General features: G+C 45.3%; 14 protein-coding genes. 7 read left to right on the top strand and 7 right to left on the bottom strand.

Translation table 11 applies throughout. The features are described from left to right. The first annotated feature begins 7 nt into the window (after positions 1 to 7). The 7 genes from ITG09_02835 (at position 8) to ITG09_02805 (ending at position 6,421) form a co-directional block, all read left to right on the top strand. Entirely contained in the window at positions 8 to 1,420 is a 1,413-nt protein-coding gene (locus ITG09_02835; protein UPR52604.1) for an FAD-dependent oxidoreductase, read from the top strand. A gap of 170 nt (positions 1,421 to 1,590) precedes the next feature. Continuing rightward, positions 1,591 to 2,019 (top strand): DUF1499 domain-containing protein, encoded by a 429-nt coding sequence (locus ITG09_02830; GenBank protein ID UPR52603.1) that lies wholly within the window; start codon positions 1,591 to 1,593, stop codon positions 2,017 to 2,019. Positions 2,020 to 2,146: 127 nt separating this feature from the next. Continuing rightward, the gene (gene mtnN, locus ITG09_02825; GenBank protein UPR52602.1) at positions 2,147 to 2,842 is read left to right on the top strand and encodes a 5'-methylthioadenosine/S-adenosylhomocysteine nucleosidase; all 696 of its coding nucleotides are present in this window, start codon (positions 2,147 to 2,149) and stop codon (positions 2,840 to 2,842) included. Positions 2,843 to 2,852: 10 nt separating this feature from the next. Then, positions 2,853 to 3,806, top strand: coding sequence for a cobalamin biosynthesis family protein (locus ITG09_02820; GenBank protein UPR52601.1), 954 nt, complete (start codon positions 2,853 to 2,855; stop codon positions 3,804 to 3,806). Position 3,807: 1 nt separating this feature from the next. Continuing rightward, a complete protein-coding gene (gene btuF, locus ITG09_02815) occupies positions 3,808 to 4,677 on the top strand; it encodes a vitamin B12 ABC transporter substrate-binding protein BtuF (protein ID UPR52600.1) in 870 nt (289 codons plus the stop codon). Between the two features lie 74 nt (positions 4,678 to 4,751). After that, on the top strand, positions 4,752 to 5,369 hold the full coding sequence (locus tag ITG09_02810; GenBank protein UPR52599.1) for a TRIC cation channel family protein: 618 nt from the start codon (positions 4,752 to 4,754) through the stop codon (positions 5,367 to 5,369). 206 nt (positions 5,370 to 5,575) lie between these two features. Then, positions 5,576 to 6,421, top strand: coding sequence for a LysR family transcriptional regulator (locus ITG09_02805; protein UPR52598.1), 846 nt, complete (start codon positions 5,576 to 5,578; stop codon positions 6,419 to 6,421). Here the strand turns inward: ITG09_02805 and ITG09_02800 are convergent. From ITG09_02800 to lpxC, 7 genes are all read right to left on the bottom strand, one after another. Then, the gene (locus ITG09_02800; GenBank protein UPR52597.1) at positions 6,372 to 7,151 is read right to left on the bottom strand and encodes a TSUP family transporter; all 780 of its coding nucleotides are present in this window, start codon (positions 7,149 to 7,151) and stop codon (positions 6,372 to 6,374) included. The genes ITG09_02805 and ITG09_02800 overlap by 50 nt on opposite strands. 197 nt (positions 7,152 to 7,348) lie before the next feature. After that, positions 7,349 to 10,579, bottom strand: coding sequence for a carbamoyl-phosphate synthase large subunit (gene carB / locus ITG09_02795; protein UPR52596.1), 3,231 nt, complete (start codon positions 10,577 to 10,579; stop codon positions 7,349 to 7,351). Between the two features lie 16 nt (positions 10,580 to 10,595). Further along, a complete protein-coding gene (gene carA / locus ITG09_02790; GenBank protein UPR52595.1) occupies positions 10,596 to 11,735 on the bottom strand; it encodes a glutamine-hydrolyzing carbamoyl-phosphate synthase small subunit in 1,140 nt (379 codons plus the stop codon). Between the two features lie 503 nt (positions 11,736 to 12,238). Then, the gene (gene dapB / locus ITG09_02785; GenBank protein ID UPR52594.1) at positions 12,239 to 13,063 is read right to left on the bottom strand and encodes a 4-hydroxy-tetrahydrodipicolinate reductase; all 825 of its coding nucleotides are present in this window, start codon (positions 13,061 to 13,063) and stop codon (positions 12,239 to 12,241) included. A 92-nt stretch (positions 13,064 to 13,155) separates the two neighbouring features. After that, a complete protein-coding gene (gene mutT, locus ITG09_02780; GenBank protein ID UPR52593.1) occupies positions 13,156 to 13,554 on the bottom strand; it encodes an 8-oxo-dGTP diphosphatase MutT in 399 nt (132 codons plus the stop codon). A 307-nt stretch (positions 13,555 to 13,861) separates the two neighbouring features. Continuing rightward, positions 13,862 to 16,588 (bottom strand): preprotein translocase subunit SecA, encoded by a 2,727-nt coding sequence (secA, locus tag ITG09_02775; GenBank protein ID UPR52592.1) that lies wholly within the window; start codon positions 16,586 to 16,588, stop codon positions 13,862 to 13,864. A 390-nt stretch (positions 16,589 to 16,978) separates the two neighbouring features. Further along, positions 16,979 to 17,896: a UDP-3-O-acyl-N-acetylglucosamine deacetylase gene (lpxC, locus tag ITG09_02770; GenBank protein ID UPR52591.1), complete on the bottom strand. Its 918-nt coding sequence runs from the start codon at positions 17,894 to 17,896 to the stop codon at positions 16,979 to 16,981. Positions 17,897 to 17,934: the final 38 nt, after the last annotated feature.

Genomic DNA, 17,934 nt, shown 5'->3' with positions numbered 1-17,934 from the left:
GCCAATCATGAGCCAGAATGTATACCAATTTATTGATGTGAATCGCGTAGACCCAGCGAAGAAGCCAATCAAGATACGTAAGATTGAGTTTGTAGAGATCTACGAACCTTTCACCAAGCAACAAGCCAAGGCGCAAGCTGACCGCTGTTTAGACTGTGGTAACCCTTACTGTGAATGGAAGTGTCCAGTTCATAACTACATCCCTCAGTGGCTCAAGCTTGCCAATGAGGGGCGCATTATCGAAGCGGCTGAACTGTCTCACCAAACCAACAGCTTACCTGAGGTTTGCGGACGAGTTTGCCCTCAAGACCGTCTGTGCGAGGGCTCTTGTACCCTCAATGATGATTTCGGCGCAGTAACGATAGGCAATATTGAAAAGTACATTAACGACAAAGCGTTTGAGATGGGCTGGAAGCCAGACATGTCTCACGTTGAATGGACCGACAAAAAGGTCGCTATCATCGGCGCAGGTCCAGCAGGTCTCGCAGCAGCGGATATCTTAGTTCGAAACGGTGTAAAAGCCGTGGTATTTGACCGCTACCCAGAGATCGGTGGCCTGCTGACGTTTGGTATCCCATCGTTCAAGCTTGAGAAAGGCATCATGGAAAACCGTCGCCGTATCTTTAGTGGTATGGGTGTCGAATTCAAAATGAATACCGAAGTCGGTAAAGACGTTCAGCTACAACAATTGGTCGATGACTATGATGCCGTTTTCTTAGGCGTCGGTACCTATAAAAACATGCGTGCTGGGTTAGACAACGAAGAAGCACCGGGCGTTTATGATGCCCTACCATTCCTTGTTTCCAATACCTACAAGGTAATGGAACTGGATAACCCAACGCCATTCATCGACATGAAAGGAAAGAAAGTGGTCGTGCTTGGTGGTGGTGATACTGCGATGGACTGTGTCCGAACGTCGATTCGTCAACACGCTGCTAATGTTGTTTGTGCTTACCGCCGAGATGAAGCGAACATGCCAGGCTCTCGCCGTGAGGTGAAGAATGCGAAAGAAGAAGGCGTGAAGTTCATGTTCAACCTTCAACCATTAGCACTGGAAACCGATTCATCAGGTCATGTGACTGGCGTAAAAGTGGTGGAAACGGCCTTGGGTGAACCGGATGATGCAGGCCGCCGTCGTCCTGAACCGGTTGAAGGCAGTGAGCATGTTCTTGAGGCTGATGCCGTGATCATGGCATTTGGTTTCCAACCTCATGCAATGAAATGGCTAGAACCATTTGGTGTAGAGCTCGACCAATGGGGGCGCATCAAGGCTCCCAGCAAACAAGAGTTTCAATACCAAACCACCAACAGCAAGATATTCGCTGGTGGCGATGCTGTTCGAGGATCTGACTTAGTGGTAACCGCTATCGATGAAGGCCGTAAAGCCGCAGAAGGGATCTTGGACTACCTAGAAGTGTGATTGGGTTTCCTTTATTACTCAGTTCGTTACTATAAAAAAGGATCCAACTATGGATCCTTTTTTGAATTAGATTCGTTTATCACAAGCATCACGAAAATACGTAAAACAATTACAAATAAGCCAATACCGATAACTACAATTAGAATTAAAAACAAGCCATAGGAAACACTATGAAAAAAGCCGCTCTCCTTTCTCTATCTCTTTTAACTCTAACCGCTTGCAGCCAAGGAATCACGGACATGAAAGACAGAACTTCATCACCTTGTGGAGACAAACCAAACTGCGTTTCAACTCAAGATGACCGTGAACAGCATGCATTGGCCGCATTTGAGCTATCAGATTCAGCAAACTTAGATGCGATTGAGCAGGTTGCGCTGACCTTACCGGGCGCAAAAACAGCCAGTAAAACGGAAGACTACCTACGTGTTGAATGTACCTCGCGTATCATGCGCTTTGTCGATGACTTAGAGCTTAAGATCACTGATGGCAAACTGATCGTGCGTTCAGAGTCTCGCACTGGCCATTCTGACTTTGGCGTAAACCGAAAACGTGCTGAACAACTTCGTGCTAGCTTGAAAAGCGAAGGCTTAATCAAATAGATAAAAGAATACAAAGATAAATCGTCTGTATTCGGATGAGAAGTGCTTCTGGGCAGTCGCTCGACACTTCTCTTCCATGCTACAATTTCGCTCTACTGTTTAAATAATTTTTATTAAGAGACTACACATGAAAATCGGCATCATTGGCGCAATGGAGCAAGAAGTTGCGATCCTAAAAGCAGCAATTTCAGACATTACTGAAGTTAATAAAGGCGGTTGTACCTTTTTCTCTGGTCAGCTAAATGGTGTTGACGTTGTTTTGCTTCAATCTGGCATTGGTAAAGTAGCAGCGGCTGTTGGTACTTCAATCCTACTAAGCGAATACCAACCAGATGTCGTTCTAAACACGGGCTCAGCTGGCGGTTTTGACTCAACACTTAACCTTGGCGATGTGGTTATCTCGACTGAAGTTCGTCACCACGATGCAGACGTTACGGCTTTCGGTTACGAAATCGGTCAAATGGCAGGTCAACCTGCAGCATTCAAAGCTGACGACAAACTGATGCAAGTTGCTGAACAAGCGCTATCTCAAATGGAAGATAAGCACGCTGTTCGTGGCCTTATCTGTACTGGCGACGCATTTGTTTGTACCGCTGAACGCCAAGAGTTCATCCGTAAGCATTTCCCATCAGTGGTTGCTGTAGAGATGGAAGCATCGGCTATCGCTCAAGCTTGTCACCAATTCCAAGTACCATTCGTGGTTGTTCGTGCAATCTCTGACGTTGCAGACAAAGAATCACCAATGAGCTTCGAAGAGTTCCTGCCACTAGCGGCACAAAGCTCTTCTGAAATGGTTATCAAGATGGTTGCCCTACTAAAGTAAGCGACTAGACATGCAAACACTGTTTGATCAGGTATTTGCAAATGGCGTGCTCCTTGTGATGTGGGGAGCACTGCTTTTTCATTTAATTTTACCTATCCCCCATGCCGCACACCCCACGACCTTATGGCATAAGTTTGCTGAGCTTTTAGCAAGCAAGGTTAATAACAACCAAAACTATTCCCAAAGCTTAATCTCAGGCACATTAGCCTGGGGATTAATGGTGCTGCCGACTCTGGTTATTCTGTTGGCCTTACAGCCTTTGGTTTGGCAATCTCAGCTATTTGAGTTGGCGCTGTTATTACTCGCGATTGATTGGCGTAATAATGAAAAGCTGGCTAATCAGTTGATCAAAGCACTTGGTCGAGAAGATAAAGCCGCCGCTCGTCAGTTACTGGCTCCAATTGTCAATCGTCAGACCGAATCACTTTCATCACTTGGCCTAGGCAAAGCCGCCACAGAAACCATCATCATGGGCTACGCTCGTAACGTGGTTTGTGTGCTGTTCTGGTACGCCATCGGTGGTGGTATCGCCGCATTGATGTATCGCCTGATTGTCGAGTTAGCTCGAGCTTGGTCACCAAGCCGTAAGCAGTTCTCTCCTTTTGGCTCAACGGCAATCAAGATCGTCGCTATCCTAGAATTTATACCGATGCGTTTATTTGCCTTGATGATCGTATGTGGTGATAAAGCAACGCATACATTTAAGATGATGTTAATCCAAAGCCGCTCTTGGCCACTGCCCGGCCCAGCCTGGTTAATAACGGCCGTTGGCAACAAGCTGGAGTTATCATTAGGTGGCCCTGCGATTTACGACAACACCAAAGCCATTCGCGCGAAATTAGGCGGAAGAGTCGCACCGTCAGCTCTGCATCTGTCTCAGGTTCAGAAACTACTATTTGGTCGCATCGCTATCTGGATATTTTTACAAAGCCTCGCCTTACTATTTATTCACCAAGGGATTTAGAGTGAAACCTTCAGCACTTGTTACAAGCCTTACTACTTTGTCTTCCAGCTTATGGCTACCTTTATCATTTGCAGAAGAAGCACCACTAACTCAAGAACAAGTACAGCCGGCTCAACGCGTGGTCAGCCTTGCTCCTCATGCCACTGAGCTCGCCTACAGCGCAGGTTTGGGCGACAACCTTGTCGCCGTAAGTGAACGAAGTGATTATCCACCACAGGCTGAACAGCTTGAGAAGGTTGCGAATTATCAAGGCATCAAGGTTGAGAAGATCATCGCACTTCAGCCTGATTTGATTCTTGCGTGGCCAGCGGGAAACCCGCCCAGAGAACTCGCGAAACTGGAGCAATTTGGTTTTAATATTTACTACTCCAAGACCAAAAGCCTAGACAGTATCGCAACCAATATTGAACAACTGAGCCAATACGCTAGCGATCCAAGCATTGGCGAAAATAACGCTCAGAAATACAAAGAGCAGCTCAAGGCGTTGAGAATAAAATACAAAGATGCCGAACCAGTAAACTACTTCTACCAACTCAGTGAGAAGCCTATCATCACTGTTGCTCAAGGGCACTGGCCAAGTGAGGTGTTTGAGTTTTGTGGTGGGCACAATATTTTTGAAGACAGCGCATCCCCTTATCCGCAAGTTGGAATTGAACAAGTTGTCTTAAGAAAACCGCAAGTTATCTTCACATCTCAGCACGCGATTGAGAATGGAACCATGTGGCAAACATGGGAAGATGAGATCCCAGCTGTCGCTCAAAATCAGATTTGGTCCCTCAATTCTGACTGGATTAATCGCCCGACAACGAGAACTTTGAAAGCGATCCAACAAGTGTGCGATTTCTTCGATAGAGCTAGGCAAAATCACTAACTATTTGCTGCATTTTTTCGTACAATTCGCCACCGACCTATCCCTACAATTTTAACTATAAGAGCACCAGTATCATGGACTCCATGCTGCTTTATATTATCGATTTATTTGGCACTGCCATCTTTGCCGTCTCAGGCGTATTTGTCGCAGGCCGTCTTAAGATGGATCCCTTTGGCGTCGCCGTACTAGGCAGTGTAACCGCGATTGGCGGCGGCACTATTCGTGACATGGCATTAGGTGCAACTCCCGTATTTTGGATCACCGATACCACCTACCTTTGGGTCATCATCACCACCTGTTTGCTGACCATGATTATAGTAAGACGCCCAAAGCGTTTGGCTTGGTGGATCCTTCCAGTATGTGATGCGATCGGCTTAGCGGTATTTGTTGGCATTGGTGTCGAGAAAGCACTGATTTATCAAGACTCTGCATTGGTTGCTATTATCATGGGTGTGATCACAGGCTGTGGTGGCGGCATTATCCGTGACGTACTTGCTCGTGAGGTCCCAATGATCCTAAGAAGTGAAGTCTACGCGACTGCTTGTATCATTGGTGGCGCTTTCCATACTATAGCGATCAGCATGGGACACGACTCAGAAACTGCATTTTTGGCCGGCGTGTTCTCAACACTATTGATCAGGCTTGGCGCCATTCGTTGGCATTTATCATTGCCAACCTTTGCTATCAAATAGGCCATCGGTACAAATTGAAGGCTCCGCAACGGAGCCTTTTTTAATCCGGTTCACTCTCCAATCCATTCTTATGATCTTTTGTGACACTTTACGTTCTTAATTTAAAATACCTAACTGAGTTCAAACCTTTCGCTTCAAATCTAGAGAATGAAGAGTGTTTGAGGTAACTTGGTTTAATCATTCCCAACTTTCATGAATATAACCCAATGCTACTCGAAGGAATCGAAACTCTACTGGTATTGAGTAAAGCAAAGACCATGAGCCGCACAGGCAGTTTGCTTTATATCAGCCAATCAGCGGTCAGCAAACGGATTGCGAATTTAGAAAAGAAGCTAGGTAAAAAGCTCATTGAACCGAGTGGCCGACAGATAAAACTCACGCCAGATGCGATTGCATTAATCGAGAGTATTGGCCCTACATTCAACGAACTTCGCGGGCTTATTTATGAACAGCAAGAATTGGAAGATACCACTCTCATCACCCTAGACAGCTCTAAGTCTCTGATAGCCGGTTATTTAGGTGAGATGATGGGCCAATTTATCCAGCAAGATAAATACATCACCATTACCACCAACCACACGCCGAGAATCATAGAGCGAGTGCAGTCTGGCAAGGCGACCTTGGGGCTGTGTGCTGGCTTATTGCCACCGCATCATGGGTTGATGACCTTCCACCTGTTTGATGAGCCGTTTTACATAGTGAGTAAGCTACCGCTAACGGAGCTTCCTCCACTGGTGATTACCAACGATATGACCAACCCCGCGAACTCTTATCAACTTTCTGTATTAGAGAAGTTTGGTATCAAGCCCTTGATGGAGATGGATGCCTACACCGCAGCGGCGCAACTTGCATTGGGCGGGACTGGGCCTGCGTTGATCCCGCTTTCTATCGTAAAAACACTCAATATTGAGTCTCAATATCTGTATAGCTTCACCGAATTAGCAGGCTTGATTCGGCCGATTCATATCTGTGTCAGACCAAATAGCTATCAGTCTCCACGAGTTAAAACACTGATAGAATCCATTGTTGATGCTGTTCCCAAAGCAGTTTAGACGCCATTAGCATCGACATCACGATCACAAGAGGGCGAATCCATTTCTGCCCTTTTGTCACCACCACTTTAGCGCCAAGCTGAGCGCCCATGAAGCCACCAACTGCCATCACTAACCCTAATTCCCAAATTGGCAAGCCAGCCAAAATAAAGAAGATCAATGCGGCTATATTCGATGTGAAGTTAAGTATCTTGGTGCGTGCCGTTGCATCCACTAAAGAGAAATGGCCGATAGCGACAAAACAAACGGTGAAAATAGAACCTGTTCCTGGGCCAAAAAAGCCATCATAGAAACCCACGCCGCCACCAATACACAGAGCAAACATCGCTTCAGAGATCTTCTGTTTTCCTTCAGATGCTCTAGTTTGCGGTGCCAACAGGAAATAGAGAGAGATAGCGATAAGCAGCAGTGGGATAACACTAGTCAGTAAACTCGCATCAATGTGCTGAACTAATTCGGCGCCAATTGCAGAGCCAATAAAAGTACAAAAGATCGCGAGGCGCATCTCTTTAATACTAACGATGCCGTTGCGAACGAAATACCAACTGGCAGAAAAACTACCAAATGAGCTTTGAAGTTTGTTGGTTGCCAGTGCTTGCGTTGGTGGCACTCCGGCCGCTAGCAATGCAGGTAGAGTCAACAATCCACCGCCGCCAGCCATTGCATCAATAAAGCCTGCTGCCGTTGCAACAACAAACAAGATAGCCAATATTTCTAGAGTGATTTCCATATACCCAACGCCTTAAAGTCCTGTGTAGCGACAAGTTACCACTCACGGCAGACGAGCAATAACGAAACACAAGATTCTAACCTATTCCAAATATTCATCATTAAGTTACCGCGGAATAACAGACATAAAAAAGCCCACTCCGAAGGGAGTGGGCTTTGAGCATTTATATCCGCTTATCAGCGATACACTTTAGGCGATTAAGCTTGAGAAGCTTTAACCTGAGCGTGTAGCTCTTGAACTGAAGTTACTGACGTTTTCGCGTCTGCAGTGTGCGCCATACAAGTCGCGAATGCAGCGTTTAGCGTCGTCGTGTAGTTAACTTTCTCAGCAAGTGCACCACGACGAAGAACTTTTGAATCTTCAATCGCTTGACGGCCAGCTGCAGTGTTCACGATGTACGTGTACTCGTTGTTCTTGATACGGTCAAGAATGTGAGGACGACCTTCGTGTACCTTGTTCACTAGACGTGGATTGATGCCCGCTTCGCCAAGGATAACTGCAGTGCCGTGTGTTGCGTCTAGCTGGTAACCAAGCTTAGATAGCTTAGATGCTAGGTCAACAACGCGCTCTTTGTCGCCTTCGCGAACAGAAAGAAGTGCACGGCCGCCTTCTGGGTAGATGTTGCCACAACCCAATTCAGCTTTAGAGTATGCTTCAGCAAACGTTGCACCAACACCCATAACTTCACCAGTAGAGCGCATTTCTGGGCCTAATAGTGGGTCTACACCAGGGAATTTGTTGAACGGAAGAACAACTTCTTTCACTGAGTAGTAAGGTGGGATGATTTCTTTCGTAAAGCCTTGAGACTCTAGCGATTGACCCGCCATAACACGTGCTGCAATCTTAGCAACTGCTGCGCCTGTTGCTTTCGACACGAACGGTACTGTACGTGCTGCACGAGGGTTAACCTCGATTAGGTACACTTCGTTGTTCTTAACAGCAAACTGCGTATTCATTAGACCACGAACACCCAACTCGAACGCTAGCTTTTCAACTTGCTCACGCATTACGTCTTGGATTTCTTGGCTTAACGTGTAAGCAGGAAGAGAACATGCTGAGTCACCTGAGTGAACACCCGCTTGCTCGATGTGCTCCATGATACCCGCAATAACAACGCGCTCACCGTCACAAATCGCATCAACGTCTACTTCAACAGCGTCGTCTAGGAAGCTATCAAGTAGTACTGGAGATTCGTTTGAAACACTGACAGCTTCGTTGAAGTAGCGACGTAAGTCTTGCTCGTCGTATACGATTTCCATCGCACGACCACCAAGAACATAAGAAGGACGAACAACCAGTGGGAAGCCGATTTCGCGAGATTTCTCTACCGCTTGCTCCATTGTTGTTACTGTCGCGTTTTCTGGCTGTAGAAGACCAAGACGGTCAACAGCAACTTGGAAACGCTCACGGTCTTCTGCACGGTCGATTGCGTCTGGGCTAGTACCAATGATTGGTACGCCAGCAGCTTCAAGCTCACGAGCCAGTTTCAGTGGTGTTTGACCACCGTACTGAACGATAACGCCTTTTGGCTTCTCAACACGAACGATTGCTAGTACGTCTTCCAGAGTTACTGGTTCAAAGTACAAACGGTCAGACGTATCGTAGTCTGTCGAAACTGTCTCAGGGTTACAGTTAACCATGATTGTTTCGTAGCCATCTTCACGTAATGCTAGAGATGCATGTACACAACAGTAATCGAATTCAATACCTTGGCCGATACGGTTTGGACCGCCGCCTAAGATCATGATTTTATCTTTGTCTGTTGGGTTCGATTCACATTCGTCATCGTAAGATGAGTACATGTAAGCCGTATCAGAAGAGAACTCAGCCGCACACGTATCTACACGCTTGTAGACTGGGTGAATATCGTATTGGTCACGTAGACGACGAATTTCACTTTCTGCCACACCTAGAATCTTAGACAGGCGAGCATCAGCAAAACCTTTACGCTTAAGCTTCATTAGCTCGTCTTTATTCAGACCAGCAAAGCCTTTCGCTTTAAGTTCTTGCTCTAGTTTTACGATGTCTTCGATTTGAACTAGGAACCAGCGGTCAATTTGCGTTAGGTTGAATACACCATCAACTGACATACCAGCACGGAAAGCGTCTGCGATGTACCAAATACGGTCAGAACCGGCTTCTTTAAGCTCATGGCGAATCGTCGTTAGAGCGTCAGGTGCATCTAGGTCGACCATTTCGTCAAAACCAGTTGCGCCAACTTCTAGACCGCGAAGTGCTTTCTGTAGAGATTCTTGTTGGTTACGGCCGATAGCCATAACTTCACCAACCGACTTCATTTGCGTCGTTAGACGGTCGTTAGCACCAGCAAACTTCTCGAAGTTAAAACGAGGAATCTTAGTTACTACGTAGTCGATTGTTGGTTCGAATGAAGCTGGCGTTGCGCCGCCAGTGATGTCATTCATTAGTTCGTCTAGCGTAAAACCAACAGCCAGCTTCGCTGCAATCTTAGCGATTGGGAAACCTGTTGCTTTAGAAGCTAGTGCAGAAGAGCGAGATACACGTGGGTTCATCTCGATGATAACCATACGGCCATCTTTCGGGTTGATACCAAACTGTACGTTTGAGCCACCCGTTTCAACACCAATCTCACGCAATACCGCTAGAGAAGCGTTACGCATTAGTTGGTATTCTTTATCTGTCAGCGTTTGAGCTGGAGCCACTGTGATTGAGTCACCAGTGTGAATACCCATTGGGTCAAAGTTTTCAATCGCACATACGATGATGCAGTTGTCGTTCTTGTCGCGAACCACTTCCATCTCGTACTCTTTCCAACCGATAAGTGACTCATCGATTAGAAGTTCGTTGGTTGGAGACAAGTCCAAACCACGACGACAGATTTCTTCAAATTCTTCTTTGTTATAAGCGATACCACCGCCTGTACCACCCATCGTAAACGATGGGCGAATGATACAAGGGAAACCAACCATTTCTTGAACTTTGTAAGCTTCTTCCATCGTTTTCGCTGTATCAGCCGTTGGACACTCAAGACCAATCGATTTCATTGCTTTATCAAAACGAGAGCGGTCTTCAGCTTTGTCGATAGCGTCAGCAGTTGCACCAATCATCTCTACGCCGAACTCTTCAAGTACGCCGTATTTTTCTAAATCTAACGCACAGTTAAGTGCAGTTTGGCCGCCCATTGTCGGTAGAACTGCATCTGGCTTCTCTTTAGCGATGATGTTACGAACCACTTCCCATTGGATAGGTTCGATGTAAGTCGCATCAGCCATGTCTGGGTCAGTCATGATAGTCGCTGGGTTCGAGTTTACAAGAATAACTCGGTAACCTTCTTCGCGAAGAGCTTTACAAGCTTGAGCACCAGAGTAATCGAACTCACATGCTTGGCCGATAACGATCGGGCCAGCACCTAGAATAAGAATACTTTTAATGTCAGTACGTTTTGGCATTGTCTACTACTCCGAATTACGCTGTGTGCTGTTTGATTAGTTCAATAAAGTGGTCGAATAACGGCGCTGCGTCTTCTGGACCTGGGCTTGCTTCTGGGTGACCTTGGAAGCTAAATGCTGGCTTATCTGTACGGTGGATCCCCTGCAGAGAACCATCAAATAGAGACTTATGAGTCGCTCGTAATGTCTCTGGAAGTGTATCTTCGTCAGCAGCAAAGCCGTGGTTTTGTGAAGTAATCATCACAACATCACGATCTAAATCTTTAACCGGGTGGTTTGCACCGTGGTGACCAAACTTCATCTTCACTGTCTTAGCGCCTGACGCAAGAGCAAGAATCTGGTGACCTAGACAGATACCGAAGATTGGTAAGCCTTTTTCTAGGAACACTTTTGTCGCTTCAATTGCGTAAGTACATGGTTCTGGGTCACCAGGGCCATTTGAAAGGAAAACACCGTCTGGGTTCAGAGCGAGTACTTCTTCTGCTGAAGTTTCAGCAGGCACAACCGTTAGGCGGCAGCCGCGGTCAACAAGCATTCGTAAGATGTTTCGTTTTGCGCCGAAGTCATAAGCAACAACGTGGTATGGCAATTCAGAGTCTGCTTTCGCTTCAGGAAGTCCACCCGTAAGCGTCCACGAACCTTGTTTCCATTGATACGCTTCTTTTGTTGTAACTTCTTTCGCAAGGTCCATACCTTTCAGGCCAGGGAATTCTTTTGCTTTAGCCAGAGCTAGAGCCTCATCAAGGTTGTTACCCGCTACGATACAACCGTTTTGAGCACCTTTTTCACGAAGAATACGCGTCAGCTTACGAGTATCGATATCAGCGATACCAATAACGTTTTGCGACTTAAGGTAATCAGAAAGGGATTGTTCATTACGGAAGTTAGAAGCGATTAGAGGGAGATCGCGAATCACAAGGCCTTGAGCGTGGATTGAAGAAGATTCTTCATCTTCGGAATTGGTTCCGGTATTGCCAATGTGAGGGTAAGTAAGGGTAACGATTTGTTGAGAATAGGAAGGATCAGTGAGGATTTCTTGGTACCCCGTCATCGAGGTATTAAAAACGACTTCACCAACTGCAGAACCTACAGCGCCAATGGCTTCACCGTGAAATACTGTCCCATCTTCTAGGACGAGTAGTGCTGACTTCTTCAAGACAACCTCCAGAAATAAAAATGCATTAAAATTGATTTAATTTGCAAATCTACCTTCCTGCAACACCAAAAACTGCGTGTTTATGGAAATTAGACAAATTGGCGGTATTTTAGTGATCTGCGTGATACGTGTCAACATTTAACGCAAAAGAAATCAAACATTTGTAAGGACTAATTCAATTTACGCCATCAAAGCTTCAAAAGTTTAACTTTCATGCTCATTTCGGCCGAATATTACGATTTTCTAATTTTCACCCCTCATTTTAGCCAACTATAGAGTGACAAAAATATCAGCAACAAAACGCAATCGATAAATACAAAGAGAAAAGATCGAAATTTAAAGACCTAAAACAAAAAACACACTATAAGCATTAAAAAACACAGTTAAATAAGAGAAAATCGACGATAAGAAGAAACTAGAGGGAGGTTTGTAAAAGGGATATTACGAAGGAAAATGTATCAAATAAAGAAAGCGCCGGCAATTGCCAGCGCATAAATATCTATTTATAGGTCTTTCAAACCAAGGACATCAGTCATGGTATAAAAGCCTGCTGGCTTGTCATTTAGCCAAACAGCCGCCTTGATCGCACCATTGGCAAAGGTCATTCTATCCGTTGCTTTATGGGTAATTTCAACGCGCTCGCCAATATCAGCAAACATAGCGGTATGCTCACCAATGATGTCACCGGCACGAATGGTCGCAAAACCGATCTCATCTTTGGTACGCTCACCCGTAATGCCTTCGCGTGACCATACAGCGACATCGTTGAGCTCATTGCCCATTGCACCAGCAATCGCTTCTCCCATGCCAATCGCTGTACCAGAAGGAGCATCGACTTTATGACGGTGGTGAGCCTCAACGATCTCAACATCACAGTAATCGCCCATCACTTTAGCGGCCTTTTCTAGCAGCTTAAATACAAGGTTTACACCGACACTGTAGTTAGGTGCCATTACGATAGGCATCTCTTTTGAAGCCGCATCAATCACCTGTTTCTCTTCTTCAGAGAAACCCGTCGTACCAATGATCAGTTTTTTACCGTGACGTTTACAAAGTTCAATATTCGCTAATGTGCTAACAGGGGCAGTAAAATCGACGATCACGTCAAACTCTTCGATGGCTTTAGACAGGTCATCGACTAGAGCAACATCAAAACGACCTTCACCGCATAACTCGCCGACATCTACGCCAACCAAAGATGACTCTGGACGCTCTGAACCAGCTCCAACACTTGCTTCTGAATTATGATGAGCGGCTTTCACCAAGTTGCGACCCATGCGGCCCGCTGCTCCTGCAATTGCAATTCTTACCACTGCGAATATCTCCATTGTTTTGGTTACCGTTACCACTTATCTCTTGCAGCAACGTTCAATCGATTAATCTCTTTAAACTAACAACAATCTCAAACTCAGGCTAGCAATTACGAAAACTCTTTTACAACTCGCTTTAAAATTGGCACATTTGCCTCTGGGAAGGCGTATTGATTCAATGATTCTAGGCTTACCCATTCACCTTGTTGACCTTCTTTGCCATAAGGCTGCTCTTCAAAATCGGTCACAAGGATGAAATCAAACTTAAGCGACTTATCGGTGTAATCAAATTCAAGGTGTTCAAACAGAGACTGTTCTGTCACCTTAATGCCAATCTCTTCATCAAGTTCACGAGTCATTGCTTGCTCAATGGTTTCGCCTACTTCAACCTTGCCACCAGGAAATTCCCAGAAACCGCCTTTATGCTTGTCGTCTGGGCGCTTAGTAATAAATACTTGTGACTTATCTTGGTTGAAGATAATGCCCGCTACAATATGGATTCTTTTCATATGATGGTGTTCCTTCTATGTCCCTACCGTCATTCCCTACAATGAGGAACGAATTAGATAGGGAATCTGCTCTTTTGTTAGTTCGAAAGATCCCCGACTCGCTCGTACCTCACTCTCGAGGATGACGCTATCAAAACCTTATTATTCACATACAAAAAGAGCCGCCTAAGCGACTCTTTTTAATATCAGTAAGTTTTATGAAGCTAAGCTGTGACGTATTGAGTGCAAGGAGGAGGCGCGTAGCTTACGCTAGTAAGTGAGTGCCTCCGACATTGCAATCATCCGTTACAGCAACGATTCACCAAACTTAGTCAATTTTACCGTGACACTGTTTGTACTTCTTACCGCTTCCACATGGGCATGGTTCGTTACGACCCACTTTACGCTCATCACGTACTACCGTTTGTGGAGATGCTGCATCCGCTTCATCGTCAGCTAGCTGGTTTTCAGCCGTTGCATGTTGTGCTTGTGCACGACGCGCCGCTTGTTCAGCTTGAGCTTGACGTTGAGCTTCCATCTTTTCCACTTCTTCTTGTTGCTGAACGCGAACTTTAGAAAGGATGGTAACAACGTCTGTTTTCAGTACATCTAGTAGGCCTTCAAACAGTTCAAACGACTCGCGCTTGTACTCTTGTTTCGGGTTCTTCTGAGCATAACCGCGTAAGTGGATACCTTGACGAAGGTGATCCATCGCAGCCAAGTGCTCTTTCCAAAGGCCGTCTAGCGTTTGTAGCATCACAGACTTCTCGAAGTTACGCAGTACTTGAGCACCAACCACTTCTTCTTTCTGTTTGTACGAATCTACCGCCATACCAAGAATACGTTCACGTAATGCTTCTTCATAAAGCTTGTCGTCTTCGTCTAACCAACCTTGAATATCGAAGTCTAGATCGAAATCATTCTTCAGGCGATCTTGCAGACCCGCGATATCCCACATGTCTTCAAGAGACTGAGGAGCGATGTATTCATCAATAACTGACGCCAGTACATCTTCACGGTTATGTTCGATCATCTCACTGATGTCATCAGAACTCATCAGCTCATCACGTAGCTCATAAACAACCTTACGTTGGTCATTGGCTACATCATCGTACTCAAGAAGCTGCTTACGGATGTCGAAGTTACGACCTTCCACTTTACGTTGTGCTTTTTCAATTGAGCGAGACAGCATCTTAGATTCAATCGCTTCGCCTTCGTCCATACCACTTTGGATAAGACCAGCCATACGATCCGATGTGAAGATACGTAGCAGAGAATCTTCCATTGATAGGTAGAAACGAGAAGAACCCGCATCACCTTGACGACCAGAACGACCACGTAGCTGGTTATCGATACGGCGAGATTCATGACGCTCAGTACCAATGATGTGCAGACCACCAGACTCAAGCACTTTATCGTGGATGATTCTCCAGTCAGCTTTGATCTTCTCGATCTGCTCTTTAGTTGGATTCTCTAGCTTCTCAACTTGTGCCTGCCAGCTACCACCTAACACGATATCGGTACCACGACCAGCCATGTTAGTTGCGATAGTTACCGCACTCGGCATACCAGCTTGTGCAACGATCTCTGCTTCCATTTCGTGGAACTTAGCATTTAGAACGCTGTGCTTAATTTTTGCTTTTTTCAGTGCATTAGACAGCAGTTCAGACTTCTCGATAGAAACTGTACCAACCAATGATGGCTGACCAGCTGCTACACGGTCTTTAATGTCTTCGATGATTGCATTGAACTTGTCTTCTTCAGTACGATAAACCACGTCAGGCATATCGTTACGAACCATAGGCTTGTTGGTTGGGATAACCACCGTTTCTAGGCCGTAGATAGACTGGAATTCGAAAGCTTCTGTATCGGCTGTACCTGTCATACCAGACAGTTTCTCGTACAGACGGAAGAAGTTCTGGAATGTAATCGATGCTAGCGTCTGGTTTTCATTTTGAATCTTCACACCTTCTTTAGCTTCAACAGCTTGGTGTAAACCTTCAGACCAACGACGACCAGGCATAGTACGACCAGTATGTTCATCAACGATAACCACTTCGCCTTCTTCAGTAACGATGTAGTCGACGTCTTTCTCAAACAATACGTGTGCACGCAGCGCTGCATTAACATGGTGCAACAGACTGATATTGGTTGGAGAGTAAAGTGTGTCACCCTCTTCCATCAGGCCGTTTTTGACCATTAGTTCTTCTACAAATTCTTGACCGTTTTCAGTCAGGTGAACCTGTTTCGATTTCTCGTCCATGGTGTAGTGACCTTCACCACGGTACTCTTCTGAATCTTCTTTATCTTGGCGCTCTAGAGAAGGAATCAGAGTGTTAATGCGCGTGTAAAGATCTGAACTATCTTCAGCAGGACCAGAGATAATTAATGGAGTACGAGCTTCATCGATTAAGATTGAGTCAACCTCATCGACTACAGCAAAGAAGCGCTCACGTTGAACTCGGTCTTCAGCACGGAAAGCCATGTTGTCACGAAGGTAATCAAAACCAAACTCGTTGTTTGTTCCGTATAGGATATCCGCTTGGTACGCTTCTTTCTTCTCTGGTGGAGCCATATTTGGCACGTTCACGCCAACAGTCATACCAAGGAATTCAAATAATGGGCGGTTTGTTTCCGCATCACGCTTCGCTAGGTAGTCGTTCACCGTTACTACGTGAACACCTTTGCTAGGTAGGGCGTTAAGATAAGCTGGTAGGGTTGCTGTAAGAGTCTTACCTTCACCAGTACGCATTTCTGCAATTTGGCCAGCATTTAGAACCATGCCACCAATCATTTGCACGTCAAAGTGACGCATGCCGTAAACACGCTTAGACGCTTCACGTACCGTAGCAAATGCTTCAGGTAGAAGTTGGTCTAGCGATTCACCTTTATCTAAGCGCTCACGAAACTCAACCGTTTTTGCTTTTAGCTCTTCGTCTGAAAGTGCTTCAAACGTTGGTTCGTAGTTATTAATTTCTTTTACAATTTTTCTAAGGCGGCGCAGTGTTCTGTCATTGCGACTGCCAATTACCTTTGTCAGCAGCTTAGTAATCATGTGCTTGGAATCTCTTCGTTCTCAGATCGTCCGCGATCTATTTTAAATGCCGTCAGTGTCTCTACTAGTTATGAACTAGTCTTCAGTTACTAACCAAGGATACTGAGATAAATCTAGTATCTTTGATATTGTACTTGAGAGTAGAGTTTTCAAGGCTTGAGTTAAAATTAATGCCCTTTAGTGTAAGTAATTTTCACACCAACGACCATTTATAACCCCATTTGTTTGATGTGCTTGGAACTTTTCTTTCTAATTGCTGATGGATTAGCCAGACTGCAGCTCATTGGGAGACAACTTTCGGATGTTGACGACACTGTATCTGGAAAATAGATACAAAAAAACCAGGTCAATGACCTGGTTTTCGAAATCTTATATTGTTGTAAACAACAATTACGCTAGAACCATTCCTGGTTCAGCAAATGCAACAGGAGAGCCTACTTCTTCTTCGAATGTTGCCCATTCCCAAGCTTCTGCGTCGGCAAGTACCGCACGTAGTAGTTGGTTGTTTAGGCCATGACCTGATTTGTATGCACGGAACTCACCAATAATAGCGTGTCCACACATGTACAAGTCACCAATCGCATCCAATACTTTATGAGTTACGAACTCATTGTCAAAACGTAGACCTTCTTCATTAAGAATTCGGTACTCGTCAAGTACAATAGCATTATCAAAGCTACCACCAAGTACTAGGTTTTGAGATTGTAGATACTCAATGTCACGCATGAAACCGAAAGTACGAGCGCGAGAAATTTCTTTCACAAAACCTTGTGAAGAGAAATCAAACAACAAACGTTGCTCATCAGATTCAATTGCTGGGTGGTTAAAGTCGATCTCAAAGTCCATACGGAAGCCGTTAAATGGAACAAATTCTGCCCACTTATCGCCATCTTCAAAACGGATAGGCTTTTTGATACGAATAAAACGCTTCGCTGCATTCAGTGTTTCTACACCCGCTTGCTGTAGCAAGTATACGAATGGGCTTGCGCTACCATCCATAATTGGGATCTCAGGAGCATCTACTTCAACAATAATGTTGTCGATGCCCATACCCGCTAAAGCTGCGTTAAGGTGTTCCACTGTAGAGATACGTACGCCTTCATCATTAACAAGAGCGGTACATAACATAGTGTCACGAACTGACGCTGGATCAGCTGGGAAATCTACAGGTGGATTTACATCTGTACGACGATAAACAATACCTGTATTTGCAGCTGCCGGGCGAAGAGTAAGTGTGACTTTACGACCAGAGTGGAGACCCACACCAGTTGTTTTCACAATTTCTTTCAGAGTACGTTGTCTGATCATCTGCTTGCCTCGTTATCAGTGCTACAAATCACGGTCAG

The sequence above is a fragment of the Vibrio cyclitrophicus genome (genome assembly GCA_023206055.1).
GTDB classification, from domain to species: Bacteria; Pseudomonadota; Gammaproteobacteria; order Enterobacterales; family Vibrionaceae; genus Vibrio; species Vibrio cyclitrophicus_A.
The sequence above is the reverse complement of the archived record's forward strand: the minus strand, read 5'-3'. Positions and strand labels throughout refer to the sequence as shown.